Below are 25,288 nucleotides of genomic sequence, written 5' to 3'. Positions count from 1 at the left end.
TTTAAAATTTTGCTAAAATAGCTCTTTTTATACTATGTTTTATATAGCTAAACTGACTTAGATTTACTGACAATTTGAAAAACAAAAATTCGTCATTCCGCTACTAGAGGTTGTCCACAAACCAAGGAATACGTAGTATATAAAGAAAGAATATTGAGGTAAGAGATGAGGAAAAAATATCCAACAGATTTAAGTAAAAGGGAATGGGCAAGAATAGAAAAACACTTCAGAGTATCGTACAAGAAAGGAGGAAGGCCACCAAAATACAGTAAGTGTGAGATAGTAAATGCAATTCTTTATATACTGCGCACAGGATGTCAATGGCGCTATTTACCACACGATTTTCCGCCGTGGAAGGCTGTGCATGAACAGTTTAGAAGATGGAAAAAGCAGGGAATTTTTGAGAAAATGAACTATGATATCACTAAATATAGTAGGTCAAAAATGGGAAGAAATGAGGAGCCGAGCGCATGCATAGTGGACAGTCAATCGGTAAAAACCACGGAAAAAGGGGGGTCAAAGGTTATGATGGTGCGAAAAAGGTAAAGGGGAGAAAAAGACATATAATCACAGATACTCAAGGATTTGTGCTTGGTTGCTATGTAGGAGCTGCAAGCGAAAATGACAGAGATGGGGTGAAGATGGCATTGGACAATATGAAGGAAAAATACAGCAATATTAAGAAAATGTGGGCTGATATGGGATACCAAGGAAAAGATTTAAAGGATTACGTAAAGAGAGAATATGGGATAGATATTGAAATTGTCAAAAGGCCTCCATGTAGGTTTTGGGTGCATAAAGATACACCACTAGAACTATTGCCACAACGGGATCCTGGATTTTCAGTACAGCCGAGAAGGTGGGTGGTAGAGAGGACTTTTGCTTGGATCAATAGAAATAGAAGGCTATCAAAGGAGTACGATTTACTTACAACATCTACTGAAAGTTTCATATATCTGGCTATGAGTAAAGTTATGTTAAGTAGGGAATATGCTTGATTTACTGGTTTGTGGACAACCTCCTATAGTATTTTCTAAAACGAATGATAAACGTCTAAAATGGTATTACCAACTAAAAGGTGTAAGTTTGTACATTGATGCATTAGAGGTCTGAGGCGACTTTTGATGGTGTGCCAACAATGCTCTATCGGATTTAGATCTTACTATTACCCACAAATATAAATGTTTGTTGCATAGCTCTTAATGGCATAACTTTTGCTTGAAATAACTGTTTATATGGTGCAATTTACAGCTTTTAGTTGCTAAAATTATAACTCTTAGTTTAATAATTTTAATCTAATAAGCTTTCAGGTTAATAAAATTAAATTATTTGAGTAAATACAATACTATGTTTTTATTTGTGGGTAATAGTAAGGCTTAAAGCAAAATGTAGTACGAACGGTAGGTGGATCTAAAAGATCGAATTACAATCCTGTATACAGCATTTTGCATTATTGTTTGATTATATTTATAGGTACAAAAATGGCTAGAATAATTTTCATGGGAGTAGATGTTTCCAAGGAAGCATTGGACATCTCAATTAATGGCAAGCATACGCGCATAGCAAACGTGAGTGATGCTATATCTAAGTTTATAGAAACAAATATAGTCGATTTACCCATCAAGTTATGTGTAAACTGGTGGCTATGAAAAGCTCATTATAAAATTGTTGCAAGATAACTGTCCATAAAGCTCACCCGAATCGGGTATATGCATTTGCCAAAGCTTGCAATCATTTTGCAAAAACTGACAAGTTAGATGCTAAATTACTGGAAAAATACGCTGAATTTGTCAGTAAAGACGGTGAAGTAAAAGGATGTATAATTTCACAAAAGCAAGAGGAATTAAAGGAGCTGGGGGCAGTTGAGCGTAATTTAAATGATGCAATTCATGCAAACAAGTGTCGCCTGCAAAGTGCGACGGGAAAAGCTAGAGAATACATAGAAAGACAGATAGGGTTTGCTGAAAAACAATTGAAAGAAATTAGGCAAGACATAGAAGACACAATAGATTCTGACCCTGAATTGAAAGGAAAAAATGAGCTTTTAATCAGCTATAAAGGTATTGGGTCAAAGACGGCGAGCGTTCTACTGACAGAGGTGCCTGAGCTTGGTAGATTAGAGAATAGAGAAATTGCATGCTTAGTTGGAGTTGCACCTAAAACTAGTGAAAGTGGAAGAAAAGTTGGCAAAGCTCAAATCAAAGGAGGCAGGTTTTATGCAAGGAAAGCACTATACATGTCAGCTCTTGTTGCTATGCGCCACAACAGAAAAATGAAAGCGTTTTATCAGCGTTTGGTTGATTCTGGCAAAGCTGCTAAGGTTGCATTAGTTGCTGTCATGAGAAAAATTATCGTTTGTTTAAATGCCATGATAAAAAATAACAACTTTTATCTTGACTCTTAAGACGGTAGATGACAGACCATTGATTGTATGGGTTCCATCTGTTATATATAATCTTTTTGAATACGAAGAAAACTGATGAATGAGTATGATATTACGGTTATAGGTAGCGGTCCTGGTGGTTATATAGCGGCAATTAGGGCGGCACAGCTTGGGTTTAAAACTGCAATTGTGGAAAAAGAAAAAAATTTAGGCGGTATATGCTTAAATTGGGGATGTATACCAACAAAATCACTGCTTAGAGCATCTGAGGTTTATAGGCTAATAAAAAGATCAAAAGAGTTTGGTATAGAAGTAAAGGGAGCGAATTTTGATATACAATCAATAGTGAAATACTCAAGAAACGTTGTTGATAAATTGTCAAGCGGTGTTGCATATTTGATGAAAAAAAATAATATCAAAGTTCATCAAGGTTTTGGTAAACTTGCAGGCAATAGTACTATAAAAGTCGTTAGCGATAAGGAAGAACAAGAAATTGTTTCCAAGCATATCATTTTAGCAACAGGCGTGAGGGCACGGAATCTGCCTGGAATAGAGGCAGATGGAGATTTAATATGGAATGCGCAGCACGCTATGACTCCAGAGAGATTACCAAAATCGCTACTAATTGTAGGGTCTGGTGCAATTGGAATAGAATTTGCAAGTTTTTATAGTACTTTGGGGGTTGATGTAACAATCATAGAGATAAAGAGCACTATTTTGCCGCTGGAGGATAAGGACATTTCAGATTTAGCACAAGAAATATTCACAAAACAGGGGATAGAAATATATACAAGCAGTAGCGTAAAAGCTCTTACTAAAAGTAAAGACTCTGCTCAAGTGCTACTAAGTAGTGGTGAGAGCAAAGAATTTGAGAGGGTGATTGTTGCGGTTGGAATTCAAGCAAATATTGAAAATATAGGTTTAGAAAATACAAAAATTAAATTAAGCCCTTCTGGCTTTATTGAAACGAATGAATGGTATGAAACTAGTGAATCAAATGTGTATGCAATAGGTGATGTAGCTGGCCCACCATGTTTAGCACATAAAGCGAGCCATGAAGCCGTGATCTGCATTGAAAAGATTGCTGGTAAAAATGCTCATGCGTTAAAAAAAGAATGCATACCAAATTGCACTTATTCTCATCCACAAATAGCGAGCATCGGCCTTACTGAGGAACAGGCAATAAAAGGTGGGTATGATATAAAAATAGGAAAATTTCACTCTAACTTTAATGGTAAGTCTGTTGCACTCAGTGAAACTGAAGGGTTAGTGAAAACGATTATAGATAAAAAAACCGGAGAAATTCTGGGTAGCCACATGATAGGTGCAGAAGTAACGGAGTTAATTAGCAATTTTGCTCTTGCAAAGCAACTAGAAGGAACAGACTTCGACATAAAATCTACGATTTTTCCTCATCCAACCATTTCAGAGATGATACATGAATCAGTGCTTGCTGCAGATGTTAAATAGTTGAACTAACGTTCCATCGTTTTAGAGTTGTCAATGTCTTGAGTAGTAGTTTGATTAGGCACTTTAGTTTCAATAGATTGATTACCACCAGCATCAGAATTCTGTAACTCTTCTTTCAATCCCTTAGCTGCTTCTTTAACTTCAAGCTTTGCCTTTGGATGAAGATCTTCTGGGCCTTTTCCTTTAGTATCCAAACCTTGTTGTAGATTAGTGCTTTTCATTTTATTATGCTGCTCGTGCTCAGGTAGGTCAACGACCGAATTGAAAAGAATTTTTATTATATTTTTTAGCAGTTCTAAAAAACCTCCGCTTCTGCCTTCTCTTTGTTCTTGAGGTTTATTTTTCTCATTAGGTTCTTTTTTACTATTACTTTTAGGCATTTTTAACTCAACTATCATAACGCTTAATAAAATTCTACGTGCAAATTGTTAAATAACAGTTAACAATCTAGGATTTATTATTTACAGATGGATATTATTTTAGCAACAGGTGGCACAGGTGGGCATATCTTTCCGGCCATAGCTTTAGCAAAAGCACTAAAGACACAAGGATACAATTGCATATTATTCACTGATAAAAAAACAAATAAAAATACCGACATAGAAAGCTACACCTTACCATTACGTAGACCAAGCAGCAACAAATTTAAGTTTTTCCTTTTCTTGATATACAGCTCTATGTTAGCACTGTATCAAGTAAGAAAATTAAAACCAAAATCGGTCATTGGTTTTGGTAGCTATGCTTCTTTTCCAACTCTTCTTGCAGCAAGAGTTCTTTCTATACCTATAATTTTACATGAACAAAACACAGTTTTAGGGAGAGTAAATAGATTCTTTTTCAAGAGTGCAAAATTAATTGCAACCAGCTTTCCGGAGACTAAATATGCAGAGGGCAATAAATGTATTTTTACAGGAAATTTTGTTGATATAAAAGCACAGAGCCATTCTAGCACTGAGAAAATCCTAAATATATTGGTCATAGCAGGCAGCCAAGGTGCAAATTTTTTTGATGATGTAGTAAGCAGCGTGATTTGTGATTTACCTATTAAAATGAAAAAGAAAATTAGAGTGACGCAGCAATGTACGAAGAAAAATATAAACAAGGTCAAGAGTCTATACAAAAGTGAAAAGATCGATTGTGAATTGAGTGAATTTTTTGATGATATGGAGAATAGACTGGCCAATGCTCACTTGGTAATTAGCAGAGCAGGAGCAACTTCAATAGCAGAGATCACTCTTGCTAGGCGTTCTGCTATATATATTCCTTACCCTTACTCAAAAGATAATCACCAATTTTATAACGCAAAATATATTGAAGACTCGAGAGCAGCTATAATAGTTGAGCAGAATAGTGAAGCAAAAAAAAATCTAACAGAGGTACTATTTGATCTATTAAATAATTCTCAAAAATTGCGTGATATGACCAATAGTACAGAAAAAACAGGGATAAAGAATGGGACTACTGAGTTTGTTAAGGTGATTGTTCACAGGTTTAGTTGATGGCTGCTTGCTTTTTCTTCAAACACGTCCCAAAGATCCTTTTCTAGCGATATATTATACAATTTATTGATATAAACTACTCCCGTGGGTGAAGTTGTGTTAATTTCGAGCAGGAAGTCATCTATAATATCAATACCAACAAATATTAGCCCCCTTTTCTTTAATTCAGGACCAATTTTGTTACATATTTCATTGTCCCTATCGTTCATTTGAGCGGGTTCAAAACTTGCTCCAAGCCGCACATTTGTCCTGATCTCTCCACTGATTTTTGGAATTCGTTTCATTACACCAATTGGTTGGCCATAAAGTAGCAATATTCTTTTATCTTTATCTATGTTTTTACAAAATGATTGTGCAATCACAGGGCATTCGTATTTTGCTATCATGAGATCCACTACTACTTGAATACTATTCTCATCTTGTATTCTTATCACATCGTTTCCTCCATAACTATACAATGGCTTCAGAATAATATCTTGATAGTTGTAGTAGAAATCTCTAATCATTGATATATTTTCAGTAATCAAAGTTGGCGGAATTAGCTCTGGAAATAATGAAGTTATCAATTTTTCAGGACAATTTCTTATTTCTGTTGGATTGTTAATTACCAATGCGCTGGTTTTTTCTAAGATATATGTTGTTGTAATATAACGCATATCAAAGGGTGGATCCTGTCTGATAAATATGATGTCCATTTCATTCAGGTTGATTGCTACATCCTCTTGAGAGATAAAACTAAAATCATCAACGCTGACTTTCTGAGCCAGAGCAATTGGATGGTTTAGCTTTAGTGCTAAATTGTTAGGAGCATAGACAAAAACTTCGTGCTTCCTCCTTTGTGCTTCCTTTATTAGCACGAATGTAGTGTCAGTTTCAAAATTTATATTTTCATCCATCTGAAAGGCAACTTTCATTTATGTTCTCTACCTATTGTCACAATTGTACAAATGTTATAATTTGAAAGCGATTTTTGCCTAATGGCGTAACTTACTGTACCTATATCGTACATAACTCACAACTTGTTTTACTCCCTTTACTTTTCTTGCAATTGATATTACAGCTTTTAATTCCGCTTTATTTTGGGCTATACCCATCAAATAAACAACTCTATCAACCGTATTAACGCTATAATTAATTGATTTAATATTTCTTTTCCCCAGAAGTCTTGTTCTTATTTCCGCTGTTATCATGCCATCTACAGTAGTGTCTAGCATGGAAGCCATTTGTATTGGTATTACTCTTATTTCATTTATCACTTCTTTAATTTCTTTTTGCTGCCAAGCTATTTTTTCTGCTGTAAGTTGTTTTTCAGGAGTGTCAACACTTCCAATGAGCAATACTCTTCCTTCACTTACTTTAACCTTTATGGATGAAAATAGCCCATGTTTTAAGAGCCCCTTATTAATTCTGATGACCATAGTCGTATCATCAATGATATTTCCCAAGGATTTGTCCTGCATTGTTATTGCTGTTGCTGTCGCTGTAGCCACCACACCACCTATTATAAGGGTTGTGCAACCACTTTGTGTAATCAAAAAAATTGCGAGTAAGAAGCTTGTTATTAATCTCATTATTGATTTTCAGGGTTTAGAGCTTTCATTAAGAAATGTTAATAAGCTTTTTTGATTGTGTAAATACTATAAATTAAGTAAGACTTTAAACCTTGAATATTTTTAATGGAATACCTATAATAGGGTACTGAAAATTTCTTGCGGATATGGCGGAATTGGTAGACGTGCCAGGTTTAGGTCCTGGTGAGCTTGCTCGTGGGGGTTCAAGTCCCTCTATCCGCACTTTAAAGTCATGTAACTTAGGTTTTAAGGGAAAATTTATAATCACTAAATACACTTTTGTTTGTGTAAAAACCTGTTCTTAAGGATTGTGTTTAACTTAAATTCTGGTAAAATGACTCTATTAAGATATGAATTAAAATGTTAATAAATGAATTATGATGTCTAATAATATACCTCAAAATACAGTCGAAGTAAGTAGCGTATATACCTACAAAGAGCTTAGTATAGATAAACTAAAGTATGAGTATGAAATCACAGTTGGTAGTGATTATATAAAACAAAAGGTAAATTCCAGGTTGCAAGAGATAGCAGAAAATGCAAAATCACCTGGATTTAGGGCTGGAAAGATGCCCTATGACCTTGTTATTGCAAATTATAAAAACGAGGCTTTGGAATATGTGATAAATAATACAATTGATTATTGCTCAAGTGATTTGATGAAAAAAATTGAAGTCAAGTCTCACATTTATTCTAAGGTTGATGTTATATCATTACCAGATCTGGGCAAAGAAAATGAGGAGGGCAATTTTGTATACAAGCTGTCTTTTGAGTCGATGCCTGAAGTACCGATGATAGATCTTGACAAAATAAACTTAAAGAAAATTGAAGCAAAGATTGAAGAGGAAGATATAAAAGAATTTATTGATTCTATCAAAACAAAGTTCCCCAATTTTGCCTCTGTTGATGATGCTTCTTATCAAGCGAAAGATGGGGATAAATTGATAATTGATTTTGAAGGGCGGATTAGGAATAAGCTCTTTCAAGGTGGAAGTAGCAAAGATTTTGCCGTTAATTTAGGGTCTGGCACATTTATTAATGGTTTTGAAGATCAATTAACTGGTATGAAAAAGGGAGAAACAAAGAACTTTAAGTTGAAATTTCCTGAAAATTACCAAGCCATTTCCCTTGCAGGACAGGAAGCTGATTTTTCTGTGCGAGTTAATGAGATTCAAATTGCCAAAGATTTTGAAAATGATGATGAAATAGCTAAGAGTATTGGGTTTAAAGATTATTCTTTGCTAATAAATCATGCAAAAAAAATGATTGGTGATCAGTGCACCGAAATGAGAAATCTCTTAATTAAAAAGGAGCTGTTTGATTATTTGGATGCTAATTATAGTTTTGATTTACCCACAGACATAGTAAAACAGGAGCAACAAAGAATGGAAGGAGAATTGGGTGCTCAAAATGATTCTCGTAAAGAAGCTGAAAAACGTGTAAAGCTTGCTATGTTATTTATGAAATTTAGTGCAGAACATAAAATATCATTAACTCAAAATGATGTTTTGAGTGTTATTGTAAATCAATATGTCAGTAAAGATGTGCAATTTGACAGAGTACTTAAGCATTTTGAATCAAATAAACAATTTCAAGAATTAGTTAGAGGGCAAGCGCTTGAGTATAAAGTGACAGATTATATAATAGAAAAAGTTAGTAAAGAAGAGCAGATTGTTTCTGTGAAAGAATTAAAGGAATTATTTGATAATATTTAATAGGAAAAGGTATGACTCTTATACCAATTGTAGTTGAACAAACTAGTCGCGGTGAGCGCGCTTATGACATATATTCAAGACTAGTGAAAGAAAGAATAATTTTTGTAACAGGTCCTATTGAAGACAATATGGCCAGTGTAATAGTAGCACAGCTTTTATTTTTAGAATCGGAAAATCCCGATAAAGACATTTGTATGTACATCAACTCACCAGGTGGTGTTGTAACTGCTGGTTTGTCGATCTACGATACAATGCAGTATATAAACCCAGACGTTTCAACTTTATGTATAGGTCAAGCTGCATCTATGGGTTCTTTATTGCTTGCAGCTGGTACGAAAGGTAAGCGCTACTCTCTACCTCATTCAAGAATTATGATACATCAGCCATCTGGTGGTTATCATGGTCAAGCAACTGATATAGAAATACATGCTAATGAAATTTTGCGGGTTAAGAAAAAACTAAATCAAATTTATGAAAAACATACTGGAAATTCACTGAAGAAAATTGAAGGAATGATGGAAAGAGATAAATTCATGGATCCTGAAGAAGCAAGGAAAATTGGCTTAATTGACAGGGTGATAGCTGAGCGTACAGATATTGAAATTGAAAATATTAAAGTTAAACAAAAGGTGGGTTAATGGATAACAATAATGATTTACACTACTGTTCTTTTTGCAACAAGGCGCAAGATGAAGTAGATAAATTGATTACTAACTCTTCGGATGGTTTAAAGGTGTTTATTTGTAATGAGTGCATAGAATTATCCCATAAAGCAATAAGTCAAAAGAAAGATAGATCTTTTAATTCAGATCGTATATCTGATATGAAGCTATTACTAAAGAAACCTGAGGATATAAAAAACTTTCTCAGCAAGCATGTTGTAGGTCAAGAACACGCGCAACACGTTTTATCTGTAGCTATGTATAACCATTGTCAATCCATGGTACAATTTCATGCTATAAGTGATATTGAAATCGAGAAGTCAAATATAATGCTTATTGGTCCCACTGGTTCTGGTAAGACTTTGCTAGCCAAAACACTTGCTAAAGTTTCAGATGTGCCATTTGCTATGGCTGATGCGACAACTTTAACTGAGGCAGGTTATGTGGGTGATGATGTAGAAAGCGTGTTGTCGCGTTTATTACAAGCTGCAAATTATGACGTTGTAAAAGCACAGCGTGGTATAGTGTTTATAGATGAAATAGACAAGATTACAAGAAAATCTGAAAGCACTTCAATAACCCGTGACGTTTCAGGTGAAGGGGTCCAGCAAGCTCTGCTTAAGATTATGGAGGGTACAGTTGCTTATGTTCCGCCACAAGGAGGGCGAAAACACCCACAACGAGAGTTTATACAAGTGGATACTAGTAACATACTGTTTATTTGTGGAGGAGCTTTTGAAGGCCTCGATAAAATTATTGAAGCGAGAAAAAAGGGAACGTCAGTTGGCTTTGGAGCAGATATAAGTCAGTCTAAAGAGCAAAAGAAAAAGAATGCTTTACATGATGTTCAACCTGAAGATTTAATCAAATTCGGTTTAATACCCGAATTTGTAGGGCGGGTTCCAATAACTGCTGTTTTAGATGAGCTGGATCATGAAGATTTAATACATGTGTTGACAGAGCCAAGGAATGCACTAATAAAACAGTACAAAGCATTGCTTGCGTTTAGCAAAGTAAACCTTGAGTTTTCAGATGAAGCAATATCAGCTATTGCTAAAAAGGCTATAAGCTACAAAACAGGTGCAAGAATGTTACGTGCTATCTTGGAGTCACTTTTGCTTGACATTATGTATACATCTGGAAACGGAGGCTTTGAAGGTAGCACTATAGTAATCACTAAGAAAATGGTAGAATTAGGAAAAGCAACGGTTAATCATAATAACAATGGCAATGTTATAACGGTTAATGATTAATTTGAGGCATATATTATGAACATTGAACGTGCTGTAAGCTCTAGTTTTACTGCATTGCCAGTATTACCTTTAAGAGATGTAGTAATTTTTCCAAATATAATGGTGCCTTTATTCATAGGCAGAGAAAAATCTGTTAATGCACTAGAGTATGCAATAAGTAGTAGTAATCACCAAAATGAGATTTTTCTTGTAGCACAGAAAGATGGCTCTGTTGATAATCCAGAGCCTGAAGATCTTTATGAAGTAGGTGTGTTAGCAAGCATTGTACAACCGTTAATAAAATTACCTGACAATGCAGTAAAAGTTATAATCCGGGGGATAAGAAGGGGAAGAGTTGTAGAATATATTAGCTCTCATACTTTATTACAAGCCAGGGTAGAGTTAGACAATCATTATAAAGAAGATGAAGACAATATTGATTTAGAAGCTTTAAGGCGGTCTGTTGTAGACGCGTTCGATAGCTGGTGTAAGCTAAACAAGAAAAATCAACCCGAGGTTGCCATTAACTCCATTGATCAAATCAAAGAAGTTGATCAACTTGTAGACACGGTAGCTTCACATTTAAATATAAAAGTATCAGATAAACAAAGTATACTTGAGGCTTATGACCCAGAAGAGCGTTTAAAAAAAGCTTTTGCTTTTATTGAGAGAGAAATGAGTATTTTGAACGCACAAAACCGTTTATATAAGACAATTAAATCGCAAGTTGAAAGCACTCAGAAAGTTTACTACCTTAACGAGCAATTGAAAGCTATACAGAAAGAATTAGGCGAATTTGAGAATGGTGATGAAGGGAATATGCTCAATGAATTTGAAAAAAAGATAAATGAAACAAAGCTTTCTCAGGAAGCAAGAGAGAAAGCTATAACTGATTTGAAGAGATACAAGAAAATGAATCCCATTTCTCCTGAAGCTACAGTTATATCTAGTTACTTGCATTGGTTGCTTGAGTTGCCATGGGGAAAGTACAAAGATGCAAAAATTAACTTAAATGCAGCTAAGAAAATCTTAGATGAAAATCATTATGGCATAGAGAAAGTAAAAGATAGAATAATAGAATTTTTAGCGGTATTAAAAAGAGTAAAAGAGATAAAAGGTCCTATACTTTGCTTAGTTGGACCGCCAGGTGTTGGTAAAACTTCTTTAGCTAAGTCTATGGCAAGAGCAGTAGGAAGAGATTTTGTTCGCATAGCTCTTGGTGGTGTGCGTGATGAGTCTGAGATACGAGGGCATAGGAAAACTTATATTGGCTCAATGCCTGGTAAAATCATTCAACACATGAAAAAAGCTAATTCATGCAACCCGCTTTTTCTGCTTGATGAAATAGATAAGATGGGTTCTGATTCGCGTGGCGATCCTGCATCTGCATTACTTGAGGTTTTAGATACTGAGCACAATAAACACTTTACGGATCATTACTTGGAAGTTGAGTTTGATCTTTCAAGTGTAATGTTTGTAGCTACGGCAAACAGCTTAAATTTACCACATCCTTTGCGTGATAGGATGGAAATTATACAATTGTCCGGGTATACTGAAGATGAAAAAATCAGTATTGCTACACACCACCTTATTCCGAAGTTAAAGAAGGAGCATGGTTTGTATCAGAAGGAATGGGACATAACTAATGAGGCGTTATACGAGTTGATACGTTTATATACACGTGAAAGTGGTGTGCGGAGTATGGAAAGGGAGCTTGCAAAGCTCATGAGAAAGGCAGTTAAAGAAATATTGACTGATAAAAATAAGAAAATATCCGTAGGGGTTGACAATTTACAAGATTATTTAGGGGTACGTAAATATACCTTTGGCATTGCGGAAAATGAGAGTTTAGTAGGAATAGTAACTGGGCTCGCCTATACTGAAACAGGTGGTGATATTTTGATGATAGAATCAGTCCTAATTCCGGGCAAGGGAGAAATAAAATACACAGGAAAGCTTGGAGAGGTTATGCAAGAATCTATAAAAGCTGCGTATAGTTATATTCGATCAAATTGTTTGTTTTTTGGTATAAAGCCCGAAAAATTCCAAAATAATGATATACATTTACATGTACCTGAGGGTGCGGTACCAAAAGATGGCCCTTCTGCTGGCGGCGCGGTATGTACGTCTATTGTTTCTCTTATGACGAATATACCAGTTAACAAAAATGTTGCTATGACAGGCGAAGTGACATTGCGTGGTAGAGTTTTAGCTATTGGGGGCTTAAGAGAAAAATTGCTTGCAGCGCTCAGAGGATCAATCAAAACTGTGATTATACCAAGTGAAAATGAGAAAGATATGCAAGAGATTCCGGCAAGCATCAAAGAGGGGATCAACGTAGTTTTTGCTAAGAATATTGATGAAGTTATGAAAGTTGCTTTAATGCACCCTACTACTCCAATTGATGGTGATGATAATCAAAATAGTGTGCCTTCCTCTATAGAAAGTAAAGATGATACTTTTCCTATGTCGGAAACATTGAAGCATTAGATTAAAAAAATATTATCAATCTCCATTTCTCTTTTATCCGGCAAAAATCCACCAACTTGCGCATTCCATAGGGCCTTATACATTCCGTTTTTATCGAGAAGTTCCTGATGCGTGCCATCTTCTAAAATCTTACCTTGATCAAACACTAAAATGCGATCCATATGCAAAAGCGTAGATAGGCGGTGGGCTATTACTATTGTAGTTTTATCTTGCATCAACTCCCATAGAGATTCTTGAATATTACTTTCAGTCACAGAATCAAGTTGTGATGTTGCTTCATCCAGAATTAATATAGGAGCATCTTTTAAAATAGCTCTTGCAATTGCAATACGCTGCCTCTGTCCTCCTGAAAGTTTTACACCTCTTTCTCCAACGAGAGACTCATAACCTTAGGGTAATTTTGAAATAAACTCATGAGCATGTGCTTTTTTTGCCGCTTCAATTACTTCATCATCGCTAGCATCTGTTTTTCCATAGCGAATGTTTTCCATCAGAGTTCTATGAAAAAGTGATGGATCTTGTGGAATCATGCCAATATTTTTGTGTAAAGAATCCTGGGTTACATTGCGAATATCTTGTCCATCAATTAAAATTTTTCCAGATTGTACATCATAAAGCCTAAGAATCAGGTTTACAAATGTTGATTTACCAGCACCTGAATAACCAACAAGTCCTACTTTTTGACCAGACTTAGTTATTATGGATTTGTCTTCAAATATTGGTTCTGCATCTTTATAATGAAAATGAACTTTATCAAAACTAATTTTCCCCTTTTGAACGACCAGATCTGCTGCATTTAGCTGATCTTGGATTTCAGGGATTGAAGTAATTGTTCTCAAAGCTTGAGTAATCCTTCCCCATGACTTAGAGAATTGTGAGAAATCTTTAGCTATCATCCAAAGAAAATTAGCTATTGCTATATTAACAGTAAGAACAAAAGCAAAATCTCCAGCAGTAATTGACCCTTGCCCTCTTCCTTTAATTAGGAAATATAAATTAAGTATTTGCATGATTAGAAATAAGAAGCCATAGAAAGTAAAAATCCACGTATACAGCCACTGAAGTCTTTGCTCTGCTTTAACAGCCTCGCTATGAGTAGCTCGCAAAGATAATCTTTCTTGGTATTTGCTGGCAAATAACCTTACAGACATGATATTTGAGAAGACATCTACCATTTTACCAGTAATGCTTGAGCCAAGCTCTGACCATGCATCTGCAAGACGCGTTACCTTTCCTGCAAGTAAGAGGGAAGACAGAACAAATAATGTAGACCAAGTCAACATCAATAAAGCAAAATTAATATTTACTTGCCATAAAAAGTAAATTGCGATACTAAGCGCTAATGCACGACCCATGACCCTGTCAGCCATAATTTGCATGATATCTGGAATATAATTTGTCAAATCATTAACCTTGTTAGCAAGACTGCCGGAGAAGTTATTTTGATAGTAGCTATTATCCTGATTTAATAATATGGCAATACTCGATTCAACAATGTTTTTACGGAGATTAGGGATCATCTTAATTTCAAAAAAATAGTTGTATAATCTATTCATACACTCAAGTAAAAATAGTATTAGTACATAGGATATAGCAGGAGTTGCTATGCTACGAAAAAGATCATCTGCACTGATACGATCTATAATAACTTTTATTAAATATGGATTAAAGGAAATATCGATAGCCCAGACTAATGCTGTCAGTAATACTATCCCAATATGAAACAGAAATGGACGCAGCATTTTCAAGATGAAAGATACAACCTGCTTTGTTGTTATGTCATTCATATTTTTTACTTATTCTATCTCCCAGTTTTATTCAAGTAGATGATATATTATAATAGTCCTTTTCATGGAAACCTTTTCTGGTAGATTGCTTTCTAGAAAAACCTTGGTCAAGGTGCTAACTGTGGTTTATAATAATATAAATTATATCATAGTTGATAGCGTTTATCAGAGCTGGAGTAGAGGTATGTTTTATCTTACAAATTTTTTGCCTATTTTACTGTTCCTATTTCTTTTTGTAGGAAGTGGTATATATTTTACTGTTCTTGGCGTGTCAAATGCTTTTTATCAGTTATCTCCACTGGTAGCCATTGCTCCTGCCATAGCTCTGGGCTGGGTTTTATACAAGGGCAATACTGAAGAAAAAATGTATGCCTTTCTAGATGGGGTAAGAGATCGTAATATTATCACTATGTGCATCATTTTTTTACTTGCAGGTGCATTCAGTGAAGTAACTAAAGCAATCGGTAGTGCTGATGCCACAGTTAATTTGGCTCTTTCATTTATACCAACACAATTTTTACTCATAGGATTATTTTTTGTAGCAGCTTTCATCTCCACTGCTATTGGTACATCAATGGGCACCATTGCAACAATTGCTCCTATTGCAGTTGAACTGACACAAGCTGGGATTTCTCCTTCCTTAGGAGTTGCAACTGTTGTAGGAGGAGCAATGTTTGGCGACAATTTATCTATTATCTCTGATACTACAATTGCATCTGTGATGTCTCAAAAGGCTGATATAAAGAAAAAATTAAAACTGAATGCAAAAGTGGCACTAATTGCTTCTATATTCACAATAATTATATTATTTTATAGCTCAAGCAATAGTGCTGCTATTTCAGTTAAGGAGTATTCTTTATTGCTTGTGACTCCTTACATAATACTTATATTGCTTGCAAACTTTGGAATTAATGTATTTACGGCATTGGTTTTAAGCATAACTTTTGCTGGAATCATTGGATTTATAAATAACAACAATTATGGTTTATTGTTTTTAAGCCAAAATATCACTAAGGGGTTTATGAGTATGCATGAAATTATGCTACTGTCATTAATGGTTGGCGGGCTTTCAGGACTGGTAGGTAAAAATTCTAAGGAGTTTGCAGATAAACTTTCATCTTGGGTTATGATACAACGTGGTGGACAAAAAACAGCGCAGTTATTTATTGCAAAAATAGTCAGTATATTTGATATTTTACTTGCAAATAATACCATCGCTATAATTTTTAGCGGTGAAATTGCTAGAGATATTGCTAAGAAATATGAAATACCGCCTCACTATAGTGCAGCATGGCTAAGCATATTTTCTTGTGTATTTCAAGGATTAATACCGTATGGCGCTCAATTGCTTTTGGCTAGCACTATTGCTGGAGTTTCACCTTTGGCAGTCGTGCCACACGTATACTATTGCTATGTTTTAGGTATTAGAGGTTGTCCACAAACCAAGGAATACGTAGTATATAAAGAAAGAATATTGAGGTAAGAGATGAGGAAAAAATATCCAACAGATTTAAGTAAAAGGGAATGGGCAAGAATAGAAAAACACTTCAGAGTATCATACAAGAAAGGAGGAAGGCCACCAAAATACAGTAAGTGTGAGATAGTAAATGCAATTCTTTATATACTGCGCACAGGATGTCAATGGCGCTATTTACCACACGATTTTCCGCCGTGGAAGGCTGTGCATGAACAGTTTAGAAGATGGAAGAAGCAGGGAATTTTTGAGAAAATGAACTATGATATCACTAAATATAGTAGGTCAAAAATGGGAAGAAATGAGGAGCCGAGCGCATGCATAGTGGACAGTCAATCGGTAAAAACCACGGAAAAAGGGGGGTCAAAGGTTATGATGGTGCGAAAAAGGTAAAGGGGAGAAAAAGACATATAATCACAGATACTCAAGGATTTGTGCTTGGTTGCTATGTAGGAGCTGCAAGCGAAAATGACAGAGATGGGGTGAAGATGGCATTGGACAATATGAAGGAAAAATACAGCAATATTAAGAAAATGTGGGCTGATATGGGATACCAAGGAAAAGATTTAAAGGATTACGTAAAGAGAGAATATGGGATAGATATTGAAATTGTCAAAAGGCCTCCATGTAGGTTTTGGGTGCATAAAGATACACCACTAGAACTATTGCCACAACGGGATCCTGGATTTTCAGTACAGCCGAGAAGGTGGGTGGTAGAGAGGACTTTTGCTTGGATCAATAGAAATAGAAGGCTATCAAAGGAGTACGATTTACTTACAACATCTACTGAAAGTTTCATATATCTGGCTATGAGTAAAGTTATGTTAAGTAGGGAATATGCTTGATTTACTGGTTTGTGGACAACCTCTTATTGCAGTGTTATACATTGTATTGAACAAAATTGAGAAAAAAGATTGTGCTTAACATACAAGACAACGCTCCGCTCTGTAGAAAATGGATGTTCTTGGCAGTATGTGCTCTTGCTTGCTCTGGGTTACTGTCAATAATTGTTATTTTTCTACGATTGCCTTTTATCTCTTCTCTTATTCCTTCTGCACAATATATTTTTGATAATGCGCTGGTGATACACGTGAACTTGTCAATTTTAGCGTGGATGTGCTCTATAATATCTCTGCTCTTTATCATAAACCTACAAAATACCAATAGTTGGTTTAACTTTTCATGGGTTCTATCAACCCTTTCGATGCTGCTCATGTTTATATCCGCATTCGTTCCAAACACTGAAGTTATCAAAAATAACTATATTCCCGTGTTACAAAACAAATTATTTTTGTTTGGACTCAGTTTGTTTATTGCCAGTATATTAGTAAATACAATGCTAGCATACACATCAAAAAAAGAGGTTTCATATCTCTCTGTGGGGCAAATTGGGCTGGTTATTATACTTGTATCGTCATTTCTTTGCTTTGTTTTAGCATATAATAATATGCCTCCAGGTCTATATCACTCAGATAATAATTTATTTTACGAATATCTCTTTTGGGGAGCTGGACATTTATTGCAGTTTGCTTTTACTCAAGGAATGTTTTTAGTGTATTTAATAATCAGTGATGTTAGTTTAGCGTCAAACAGTAAAATTACTATTTTACCACTATTTATAAACACAATTTTAGCTGTAGGCGCACCGTTTATATATTTTGTTTGTCCAGTTGATAGTGCCAAGTTAATACAGTTTTTTACTTGGCATATGAGGATTGCTGGAGCAGTTTTGCCGTGCTTTTTGATAATATTAGTGTGCTACAACATCAGAAATTTTATTAATGATAAAAGCAACTATTTATTACATTCATTTTTGTTGTTCACTTATGGAGATGTGCTCGGAGTGTTGACTATTGAAGGAAATGTCACCATTCCCGCTCATTATCACGGTTCTGTAGTTGGGATCACTATAGCTTTTATGAATTTCATTTATTGGCTGTTACCCAAATTAAACTTTAAAGAGGTAAAAAACTCCATGGTAAGATTACAGATTTATGCCTACAGTATAGGGCATTTTCTCCATATCACTGGTCTTGTGTGGCTTGGTGGATATGGTGCCTTAAGAAAAGTTGCAGATCTGCCAAGTATTTCATCAATGTTAGCACGCACGTGCTTCATTATAGGTGGCGCTATATCAGTTGTTGGTGGAATGTTGTTCGTAATAATTGTGCTTTTACATCTGTTAAAAGGCAAAGCGCGTACCAACTGACCCATAGAAACAAAAAACTTACTTGACAAACTCCGCCAGCGCCCTTATCATGGTACTGAAGCTATTTATTTATCTTCATCTGTGCAGATTAAACAGCAAGAAAACAACGTAGTTGGCGTCTTATTTTTAATTTTTTGCACTATGTGCACCTTATGTCTTCACAACATTTCTAGGTTTTTACCTATATAAGCCGAAACGCGCTTATATAGCGTTTAAGACAGTATAGTACGCCAATTTGCAGGATTAGAGAGTGACAACTAGCTAACACGGGGTTTCTTTTGCCTTTTTTTCTGTTTAGTAAATTTCTTAACGTTTATAATTTAGATTAGTTGCGGTTTAAAAGCAACTGAATCGCGGTTATTAAACGTTTAGAATAAAAAAACGCCATACTTGAAAGTATAATGTAAGTAATTAGCCAACCACGGGGCTTCTTTTGCCTTTTTTTTCATTTGGTAAATTTCTTAATATTTATGGCTAAACGACAATCGTCATCCCGCTACTTGTTAGCGGGATCTAGAGATACCGCGGCGGTATGACGTAGGACTGCTGTCATTCCAGTGCTCCTTTTTTTGTCATCCGAGTAGCTGACACTGTCCTCCTTTGTCATCCCAGTGCCCAGACACTGGGATCCAGCATTTCACGCAATCCCATCAAGAACGTTGTATTTTACATAATACTTTTATGCTTACCAACTTAATAAAATTCCTGGATCCCAGTGTCAAGCACTGGGATGACAAAAAAAGGAGCACTGGGATGACAGGAGAGGGAGGCTACTTGGATGACATCATAGGGGCACTGGGATGACACCATTCTTTTTCCTGGATCCAAATAGTCAAGGCACTGGAATGACAAAAAAAGGAGGCACTGGAACGACAAAGTGGAGTGTCTGCTTCTGTCATCCTATGATAGCTAAAAAGACCTGGTCACGCGCTGGAATGACACCGAAGGGGCTACTGCCCTCTTGGATGGAGACCAGTGTCAGCTACTTAGATGATACCTTTTTTCTACTTAGTTTAGGTTATGCAGAAGTCTAATACAATTATAGAACAAGCTTAAAAATTCTGGTAAAGTAGTTTTATTTACAAAGAAAGAATATGCTACTTGAAATTGAAAAGCGCAGCATAACAAATGCATTGTGGAAGTTGCAAGAAGCAGATCAAAGGCAAATCTTAACTCTTACACAGAGATTTGAGTTACCAGAAATATTAGCAAGAATATTGGTTACTCGTGGTGTTAACATAGAAAATGCAAGCGACTTCTTATATCCACTAATCAGATCGCTATTACCAGATCCCTTTCACCTTCTTGATATGGATAAAGCTGTTTCTCGTATAATACGGGCAATAAAAAATGATGAAAACCTTGCAATATTTGGTGACTATGATGTTGATGGTGCAACGTCGTCAGCATTGATTAACAGGTACCTGAGAGCAATCGATATACACTCTATAATCTACATTCCAGATCGTGTTGATGAGGGCTATGGATTAAACACAGATGCTTTATTACAACTTAAAAAGAATGGAATTGATTTATGTATTTCCGTTGATTGCGGTACGCTTGCATATCAACCGATAGAAGATGCAAAGGCTTTTGGTCTTGATATTATAGTTGTCGATCATCATCTTGGTACGGAAAAATTACCAAGCGTCGTAGCAGTTGTGAATCCAAACCGCCTTGATGAGAGCTCTCCTTATAATAACCTAGCAGCAGTTGGAGTTTCATTTCTGCTAATTGTTGCTCTTAATAAAAGCCTACGTGAGCAAGGATTTTTTACCAACAAAAAAGAACCAGATTTATTTGATCTGCTGGATTTGGTTGCCCTGGGAACTGTCTGTGATGTTATGCAGATCACAGGCCTCAATAGAGCACTTGTCTCACAAGGATTAAAAGTTATGTCAACAAGAAAAAACGTTGGCTTGCGTGTTTTATTTGATGTTTTGGGAATCCTTGAAAAACCAAGTGTTTCTCGATTAGGGTTTAGTATTGGGCCATGCATAAATGCTGGAGGAAGAATTGGAGAAGCATCGCTTGGTGCAAGGTTGCTTTCCACCGATGATGATGAAGAGGCACATTCAATCGCGCTAAAATTAATAGATTTGAATAATGCAAGAAAAGTGTTAGAAAATGAGGCTCTCTTGGAAGCTACAGCACAAGCGGAAAAGTCTGCCCAATCAGGTGCGAATTTTATAATGATAAGTGGCAATTGGCACCAGGGAATAATTGGTATAATTGCATCAAGGCTAAAGGAGCAGTTTCACTTGCCAACAGTAGTGATATCTTTAAATAATGGAATAGGAAAAGCAAGCTGTAGATCAATTTTTGGAGTTGATATCGGTGCTGCAGTCCTTTCCGCAAAGTTTATAAATTTGATTATTGAAGGTGGTGGCCATAGTATGGCGGCAGGATTTTCAATTAAAGAAGACAAAATAAATGATTTGCATGATTTTTTTACTGAAAGATTTTCAAACTCTATAAATGAGAAAACTTTAAAAGCTGATAGTATAGTAACTGCTAAAGCAATAAATTTGTCTTTATGGAATCAATTGCAACGCTTGGGACCATTTGGAGTTGGAAATCCTGAACCAAGGTTTATTATCCAAGGAGCAAAGATAAGAAAGCCTGAAGTTATAGGAGTTGACCATATAAAATGTTTTATTGTTGATGATAATGTTATGGTAAGAGCTATTGCATTTCGTTCTGCAAATACTCATCTTGGCTCTGCTATCATGCAGGGTAATGTTAAAGCTATTTTGGGTAAGATCTCTATGAATTACTGGAATGGCAATAAATTTGTACAATTTTTAATAGAAGATGTATTGACCATTAGTTGAGTATATCTGTTCAGCAGAGTGGCAAAATAGGTAGACAAGATAAACTGACCTTACCCAGAAAAAGTGGAGAGAAAGAAAGGAGTTTTTTCGGGTAAAATAAAATTTTGGAGGATTAGAAATGGCAAGAGAATATACGGCAGAATTCAAATTGGAAGCTGTTAAGCTGGCAAATGAACAAAGAAAGGTAGGTCAACCAGTTGCAAAAGTAGCAAGAGATCTAGGAATAAGGGATAGTGTATTAGGAAAATGGATGAAGAAATATAACGAAAAAAAGTCAGCGGCAAATGCATTTCCAGATGTAGCACCTTATGACAAAGAGAGATTTGATTTACAGAAAGAGTTAGCAAAAGTAACAAGAGAAAGAGACATTTTAAAAAAAGCCCTGGCCAGTCAAAAAGAGTAAAATATTTTTTCATAAAAGAGCATAGTAAACACTATAAAGTGCAGGAATTATGTAGGGTTTTCTGCTAGTGGCTACTATAAGTGGACTACAAGGAAAATAAGCAGTAGAGAATCAGCAAATAAAGAGTTATTAGCAGATATTCAAAAAATATATCAAGCTTCTAAATGTAGATATGGAGCTCCTAAAATTCATGCTGAATTAAAGGCTTTGGGTAAAAGTTGCAACTTAAAAACAGTGCAAAGTATTATGCAGAAAAATGGTATTCAGGCTATATTGAGAAGAAAATTTAAAATTAAGAAACAACAAACGGACAGTAGAGTCGTAGCTCCCAATATATTAGACCAAAACTTTATTGTCGATCAACCAAATAAAGTATGGGATTACTTATATAAAAACCAAAGAAGGATGGCTATATTTGGCAACAATAATCGATCTATATTCACGCATGGTAGTTGGCTGGTCAATGAGCAGTTCAATAAATAAACAATTGGTTATGGACTCTTTATTAATGGCCGTTAACAAGCGTAAACCTGCCAAAAATCTACTATTACATAGTGATCAAGGTTCACAATATACTTCGCAAGGTTATCAATATCTCTTATCCATAAAAAACATAGATGAGTCATAAAGGTTGTTGTTACGACAATTCTGTTGTGGAAAGCTTCTTCAGTTCTCTAAAAAGGGAGTTACCAATAGACACCTCTCGGCACTCTAAACAGCATATCAAAACTGCTATATTTGAATATATAGAAATTTTTTATAACAAACAACGTCACTATTAACTATTGCATTCCTGAGCATTTTGATTCATCATTCTCTTTGTGAAAAACATTCCAAACTTTCTCTCTACTTTTTCTGGGTAAGGTCAATTTTCAATCTGCCGGGAAAGAAGATATCAAGTTGAGATATAGTTAAAGCCCAATTGGGTATGGCCATAGTCCAATTTTGCTCTGCCTTTTTTATAGCACAATATACCTGTTTATACAAGCTGGTAAATGAGCCCTTAGTTTTAGTAAATTTTCTAATCTGTCTATGCAGTCCCTCAATAGGATTGGTAGTATAAATTAGCCTCCTGACTGGGCCAGAATACTTGAAATAGCCGGATCCAATTATTCTGCCAGGATTTTATGACTAGTGGATATTTTTCTCCCCATTTTTCTTCCAACTCAAGCAGATAATTTTCAGCAATTTCTCTACTTGAAGCCTGATATACTTTTTTCAAATCACTCATAAAAATCTTCACATCTTTGCTAGATACATATTTTAGAGAATTGCGTATCTGATGTACCACACATAGCTGTACCTCTGCATTAGGAAATACACTATTTATGGCTGCAGGAAAGCTTTTTAGCCCATCTACACAGGCAATTAGAATATCTTCTACTCCTCTTTCTTTGAGATCATTTAGTACTCCCAACCAGAAGTTAGCTCCTTCACTTTCAGCCAAATAAAAACCTAATACTTCTTTTCTGCCATTTTGGTCTATGCCCAATATATTGTACATACATTTACTTACACAATGTCCGTCCTCTTTGACTTTAAAAAACCATGAACACTATCGGATATACAGACTGCAGCGGGCGACTACGCCATTCGTTGATTATCGGTAGCAATTTGTCGGTAATACTTGATATCTCTGCTGCAGATATTTTGTGATCATAAATCTCCTCTACATGCGATGCTATATCTCTGTATCCCATACCACTGGCAAATGTGCTCAAAATCTTCGTTTCAAGCTCTGGTTTGTTTGCCTTTTTTTGACTATTTGGGGTTCAAAGCTTCCCTCCCTATCTCTAGGCGTCAAAAGCTCAAATGAACCTGCACTTGTCCGTAAAGTCTTTCCATTTCTCCCATTTCTTCGATTATTCTCTTCACTTTCAGCTAATAAGTGATTTTCTATTTCACCTTCCAAACTTGCCTCCAGCAGTCTTTTTATAAATGGTGTAAATACTCCATCTCTTCCTGTTAATGGTCTGCCTTCCCTTATTGATGACAGTATATTTGCTTCCAGTTCTTTGTAATCTACCAAACCGGTAGTTCTGTTTACTACTTTCTGACTCATTGTCAAACCTCCATTTTTTTATATCAATTTATTACTTTTTTTTCGGTTTGACACACTTTTTTGAACATTCCCGGAAATGCAGAAAAAAAATGTTCAACATTATATCAGGAGTCCTTGTCGTTTTAATCTGCACAGATTGCGAAGTTAAATGAAATAGCTTCACTGTTATGATAAGGGCGCTGGCGAAGGGTGTCAAGCAAGTTTTTCGTTTCTATATGCGCTACCTTAAGACTTCAACGTCTTAACGCACCTAACTCCATCTGCATATAAATTTGCATGGCTCTTTCCAGTATTAAGCAATGCAAGTCCAATGTTGTCTACACTAGAGCGCAGTTCCCCTATTTCCTCATTATTTTCATTCGTTACTTTAGTGCCAATATCTGGAAGTGCGTTATCTCCCTCAACAAGGTAAAGTTTTCTTCTGAATATTTCTTGTCTGCTCATTCGATTTACGACTTCCTGACCTATATAACACCCCTTATTAAAGCTTATACCGTTTACTTTATTGATTAAAAATTGCAGCGGAAATGATGAATTCTGCACCATATCTTTCGCTCCATCTGGAACAAGGTTTTGAATTCTAACTTTTTCATACTGAGTAAAATCCCCAACCGGCTCTTTCATTTCATCTTTATGTATGATCCTCATTCCTAGCAGCTTGTGCCTTGGATCTTGAAAAATAACTTGTGATTCACTACTACACTCCGCCAACTTAGTATTAAACAAAACTCCAACCTTATATAGTGCGCTAACGTCTTTAATTTTCACTTTCAAATAAGTTTTAAGCAAATCCAGTTTCTCGATTATTTGCTGCAAGTGCATGTTTTCGCACTCCAAGAGGGTGTATTTACCATATTCAATAAGAAAAAAATCATATAGATATTTTCCCTGAGGGCTAAGCAATAAAGAGTAAATGGCTTTTTGGCTATCCAACTTATTAATATCATTGGTTATAATACCCTGCAGAAAATCTCTAGTGTCAGGCCCATATAGCACTATCACACCACGACTTAAGAATGGTATATAACTCATGAAATCTCTATAAATAAATCTAAATTTTATTATATAACATTAGGCTCTTTTTAAAAACTGCTTTTGGCGTGCATATTTTACAAGCTCCAGCCCTTGAAATCTAACTTACGAGTATATATATATAAACTTATAAGTTAATTTGTTGATGAGGAAAAACAAATGTCAAGTATAAGTTTAAATGTATTAGATGATAGCGTGCTGATCAAGCCTATTAGCGAAGAAAAGCAAGGTGGAATTGTGCTTCCATCAAGTGCTGAAAAGAAACCTACTAAAGGTGAAGTTATAGCAATTGGTGAAGGTTCACGCAATTCAAGTGGCGAACGCGTAACTTTAACTGTGAAAGCTGGTGATAAAGTGTTCTATCGCCAATGGGCTGGTACAGAAATAGAACATAATAATGAGAAGCTTATCGTGATGAAGGAATCCGATATACTTGCTGTCATTAAGTAGCAGTCTTTATTTTAC

24 protein-coding genes, 1 tRNA gene and 3 pseudogenes are annotated in these 25,288 nt (G+C 35.5%); 21 read left to right on the top strand and 7 right to left on the bottom strand.

The annotated features are described in order from the left end of the window. The first annotated feature begins 165 nt into the window (after positions 1-165). From AAGD70_RS04200 to lpdA, 4 genes are all read left to right on the top strand, one after another. Positions 166-998 (top strand): IS5 family transposase gene (locus tag AAGD70_RS04200; protein ID WP_264718686.1). Its coding sequence is split into 2 segments (ribosomal slippage): positions 166-532 and positions 532-998, totalling 834 coding nucleotides; the frame shifts between segments, so codons are not numbered across the junction. 483 nt (positions 999-1,481) lie between these two features. Then, a complete protein-coding gene (locus AAGD70_RS04195) occupies positions 1,482-1,649 on the top strand; it encodes a hypothetical protein (protein ID WP_156518010.1) in 168 nt (55 codons plus the stop codon). A 323-nt stretch (positions 1,650-1,972) separates the two neighbouring features. Continuing rightward, on the top strand, positions 1,973-2,404 hold the full coding sequence (locus tag AAGD70_RS04190; protein WP_065094780.1) for an IS110 family transposase: 432 nt from the start codon (positions 1,973-1,975) through the stop codon (positions 2,402-2,404). 75 nt (positions 2,405-2,479) lie between these two features. Next, positions 2,480-3,853 (top strand): dihydrolipoyl dehydrogenase, encoded by a 1,374-nt coding sequence (lpdA, locus tag AAGD70_RS04185; RefSeq protein WP_065094779.1) that lies wholly within the window; start codon positions 2,480-2,482, stop codon positions 3,851-3,853. Positions 3,854-3,858: 5 nt separating this feature from the next. Here lpdA and AAGD70_RS04180 read toward each other — a convergent pair whose 3' ends face one another. After that, positions 3,859-4,251, bottom strand: a complete 393-nt coding sequence (locus AAGD70_RS04180; RefSeq protein ID WP_006279962.1) for a hypothetical protein — start codon at positions 4,249-4,251, stop codon at positions 3,859-3,861. A 69-nt stretch (positions 4,252-4,320) separates the two neighbouring features. On the opposite strand from AAGD70_RS04180, the gene murG reads away from it, so the two are divergent. Beyond that, positions 4,321-5,352, top strand: a complete 1,032-nt coding sequence (gene murG, locus AAGD70_RS04175) for an undecaprenyldiphospho-muramoylpentapeptide beta-N-acetylglucosaminyltransferase (protein WP_065094778.1) — start codon at positions 4,321-4,323, stop codon at positions 5,350-5,352. On the opposite strand, the gene gshB is transcribed toward murG, so the two are convergent. Together gshB and AAGD70_RS04165 are read right to left on the bottom strand one after the other, a co-directional pair. Then, on the bottom strand, positions 5,337-6,266 hold the full coding sequence (gene gshB, locus AAGD70_RS04170; protein ID WP_065094777.1) for a glutathione synthase: 930 nt from the start codon (positions 6,264-6,266) through the stop codon (positions 5,337-5,339). The genes murG and gshB overlap by 16 nt on opposite strands. A gap of 60 nt (positions 6,267-6,326) precedes the next feature. Next, a complete protein-coding gene (locus AAGD70_RS04165) occupies positions 6,327-6,923 on the bottom strand; it encodes a BON domain-containing protein (RefSeq protein WP_065094776.1) in 597 nt (198 codons plus the stop codon). A gap of 140 nt (positions 6,924-7,063) precedes the next feature. Between AAGD70_RS04165 and AAGD70_RS04160 the strand changes: the two genes are divergently transcribed. The 5 genes from AAGD70_RS04160 to lon all read left to right on the top strand — a co-directional run bounded on the left by AAGD70_RS04160 (position 7,064) and on the right by lon (position 13,022). Continuing rightward, positions 7,064-7,145 (top strand) — tRNA-Leu (locus AAGD70_RS04160). Positions 7,146-7,303: 158 nt separating this feature from the next. Then, positions 7,304-8,638: a trigger factor gene (gene tig, locus AAGD70_RS04155; protein ID WP_065095348.1), complete on the top strand. Its 1,335-nt coding sequence runs from the start codon at positions 7,304-7,306 to the stop codon at positions 8,636-8,638. An 11-nt stretch (positions 8,639-8,649) separates the two neighbouring features. Continuing rightward, positions 8,650-9,276 (top strand): ATP-dependent Clp endopeptidase proteolytic subunit ClpP, encoded by a 627-nt coding sequence (gene clpP / locus AAGD70_RS04150; protein ID WP_006280254.1) that lies wholly within the window; start codon positions 8,650-8,652, stop codon positions 9,274-9,276. Next, the gene (gene clpX, locus AAGD70_RS04145) at positions 9,276-10,553 is read left to right on the top strand and encodes an ATP-dependent Clp protease ATP-binding subunit ClpX (RefSeq protein ID WP_065094774.1); all 1,278 of its coding nucleotides are present in this window, start codon (positions 9,276-9,278) and stop codon (positions 10,551-10,553) included. The genes clpP and clpX overlap by 1 nt, the downstream gene beginning before the upstream one ends. A 15-nt stretch (positions 10,554-10,568) precedes the next feature. Continuing rightward, positions 10,569-13,022, top strand: coding sequence for an endopeptidase La (gene lon, locus AAGD70_RS04140; RefSeq protein ID WP_065094773.1), 2,454 nt, complete (start codon positions 10,569-10,571; stop codon positions 13,020-13,022). Here the strand turns inward: lon and AAGD70_RS04135 are convergent. Together AAGD70_RS04135 and AAGD70_RS04130 are read right to left on the bottom strand one after the other, a co-directional pair. Then, the gene (locus tag AAGD70_RS04135; RefSeq protein WP_245611034.1) at positions 13,019-13,276 is read right to left on the bottom strand and encodes a hypothetical protein; all 258 of its coding nucleotides are present in this window, start codon (positions 13,274-13,276) and stop codon (positions 13,019-13,021) included. The two genes, lon and AAGD70_RS04135, sit on opposite strands and share 4 nt — an antisense overlap. A gap of 72 nt (positions 13,277-13,348) precedes the next feature. Continuing rightward, positions 13,349-14,764 (bottom strand): annotated as a pseudogene (locus tag AAGD70_RS04130) (ABC transporter ATP-binding protein); the annotation flags it as partial. Positions 14,765-14,993: 229 nt separating this feature from the next. On the opposite strand from AAGD70_RS04130, the gene AAGD70_RS04125 reads away from it, so the two are divergent. From AAGD70_RS04125 to AAGD70_RS07795, 10 genes and pseudogenes are all read left to right on the top strand, one after another. Next, a complete protein-coding gene (locus tag AAGD70_RS04125) occupies positions 14,994-16,292 on the top strand; it encodes a Na+/H+ antiporter NhaC family protein (protein WP_065095349.1) in 1,299 nt (432 codons plus the stop codon). Between the two features lie 3 nt (positions 16,293-16,295). Further along, positions 16,296-17,128, top strand: a protein-coding gene (locus AAGD70_RS04120) for an IS5 family transposase (protein WP_264718686.1) whose coding sequence is annotated in 2 segments (ribosomal slippage) — positions 16,296-16,662 and positions 16,662-17,128 — 834 coding nt in all. Because the reading frame shifts where the segments join, the coding sequence is not laid out codon by codon here. A gap of 113 nt (positions 17,129-17,241) precedes the next feature. Further along, positions 17,242-18,492 carry a cbb3-type cytochrome c oxidase subunit I gene (locus AAGD70_RS04115; protein WP_174525415.1) on the top strand — a complete coding sequence of 417 codons (1,251 nt, stop codon included), beginning with the start codon at positions 17,242-17,244 and terminating at the stop codon, positions 18,490-18,492. 600 nt (positions 18,493-19,092) lie between these two features. Continuing rightward, positions 19,093-19,296 (top strand): hypothetical protein, encoded by a 204-nt coding sequence (locus tag AAGD70_RS04110; RefSeq protein WP_082941427.1) that lies wholly within the window; start codon positions 19,093-19,095, stop codon positions 19,294-19,296. Next, complete coding sequence (locus AAGD70_RS04105; RefSeq protein ID WP_010962507.1) at positions 19,293-19,526, top strand: hypothetical protein; 234 nt, start codon at positions 19,293-19,295, stop codon at positions 19,524-19,526. The genes AAGD70_RS04110 and AAGD70_RS04105 overlap by 4 nt, the downstream gene beginning before the upstream one ends. A 60-nt stretch (positions 19,527-19,586) precedes the next feature. Beyond that, the gene (gene recJ / locus AAGD70_RS04100) at positions 19,587-21,326 is read left to right on the top strand and encodes a single-stranded-DNA-specific exonuclease RecJ (protein WP_065095138.1); all 1,740 of its coding nucleotides are present in this window, start codon (positions 19,587-19,589) and stop codon (positions 21,324-21,326) included. 118 nt (positions 21,327-21,444) lie between these two features. Further along, positions 21,445-21,729 carry a transposase gene (locus tag AAGD70_RS04095; RefSeq protein WP_038198869.1) on the top strand — a complete coding sequence of 95 codons (285 nt, stop codon included), beginning with the start codon at positions 21,445-21,447 and terminating at the stop codon, positions 21,727-21,729. Between the two features lie 21 nt (positions 21,730-21,750). Beyond that, positions 21,751-21,957 (top strand): annotated as a pseudogene (locus AAGD70_RS04090) (IS3 family transposase); the annotation flags it as partial. Positions 21,958-22,081: 124 nt separating this feature from the next. Next, positions 22,082-22,357: a DDE-type integrase/transposase/recombinase gene (locus tag AAGD70_RS04085; protein ID WP_082942384.1), complete on the top strand. Its 276-nt coding sequence runs from the start codon at positions 22,082-22,084 to the stop codon at positions 22,355-22,357. Continuing rightward, positions 22,347-22,511: an IS3 family transposase gene (locus tag AAGD70_RS07795; protein ID WP_081600772.1), complete on the top strand. Its 165-nt coding sequence runs from the start codon at positions 22,347-22,349 to the stop codon at positions 22,509-22,511. Before AAGD70_RS04085 ends, AAGD70_RS07795 begins: the two co-directional genes overlap by 11 nt. A 64-nt stretch (positions 22,512-22,575) precedes the next feature. Here AAGD70_RS07795 and AAGD70_RS04080 read toward each other — a convergent pair. Next, positions 22,576-23,791: pseudogene (locus AAGD70_RS04080) on the bottom strand (IS256 family transposase). 225 nt (positions 23,792-24,016) lie between these two features. Further along, complete coding sequence (locus tag AAGD70_RS04075) at positions 24,017-24,823, bottom strand: YgfZ/GcvT domain-containing protein (RefSeq protein WP_065094752.1); 807 nt, start codon at positions 24,821-24,823, stop codon at positions 24,017-24,019. Positions 24,824-24,991: 168 nt separating this feature from the next. Here AAGD70_RS04075 and AAGD70_RS04070 point away from each other — a divergent pair, with 168 nt between their 5' ends. Next, positions 24,992-25,273, top strand: coding sequence for a co-chaperone GroES (locus tag AAGD70_RS04070; protein WP_173862895.1), 282 nt, complete (start codon positions 24,992-24,994; stop codon positions 25,271-25,273). The last annotated feature ends 15 nt before the right edge of the window (positions 25,274-25,288 follow it).

Source organism: Wolbachia endosymbiont (group A) of Nomada flava, from assembly GCF_964027055.1.
In the GTDB taxonomy this organism is placed as follows: domain Bacteria; phylum Pseudomonadota; class Alphaproteobacteria; order Rickettsiales; family Anaplasmataceae; genus Wolbachia; species Wolbachia pipientis.
The sequence above is the reverse complement of the archived record's forward strand: the minus strand, read 5'-3'. Positions and strand labels throughout refer to the sequence as shown.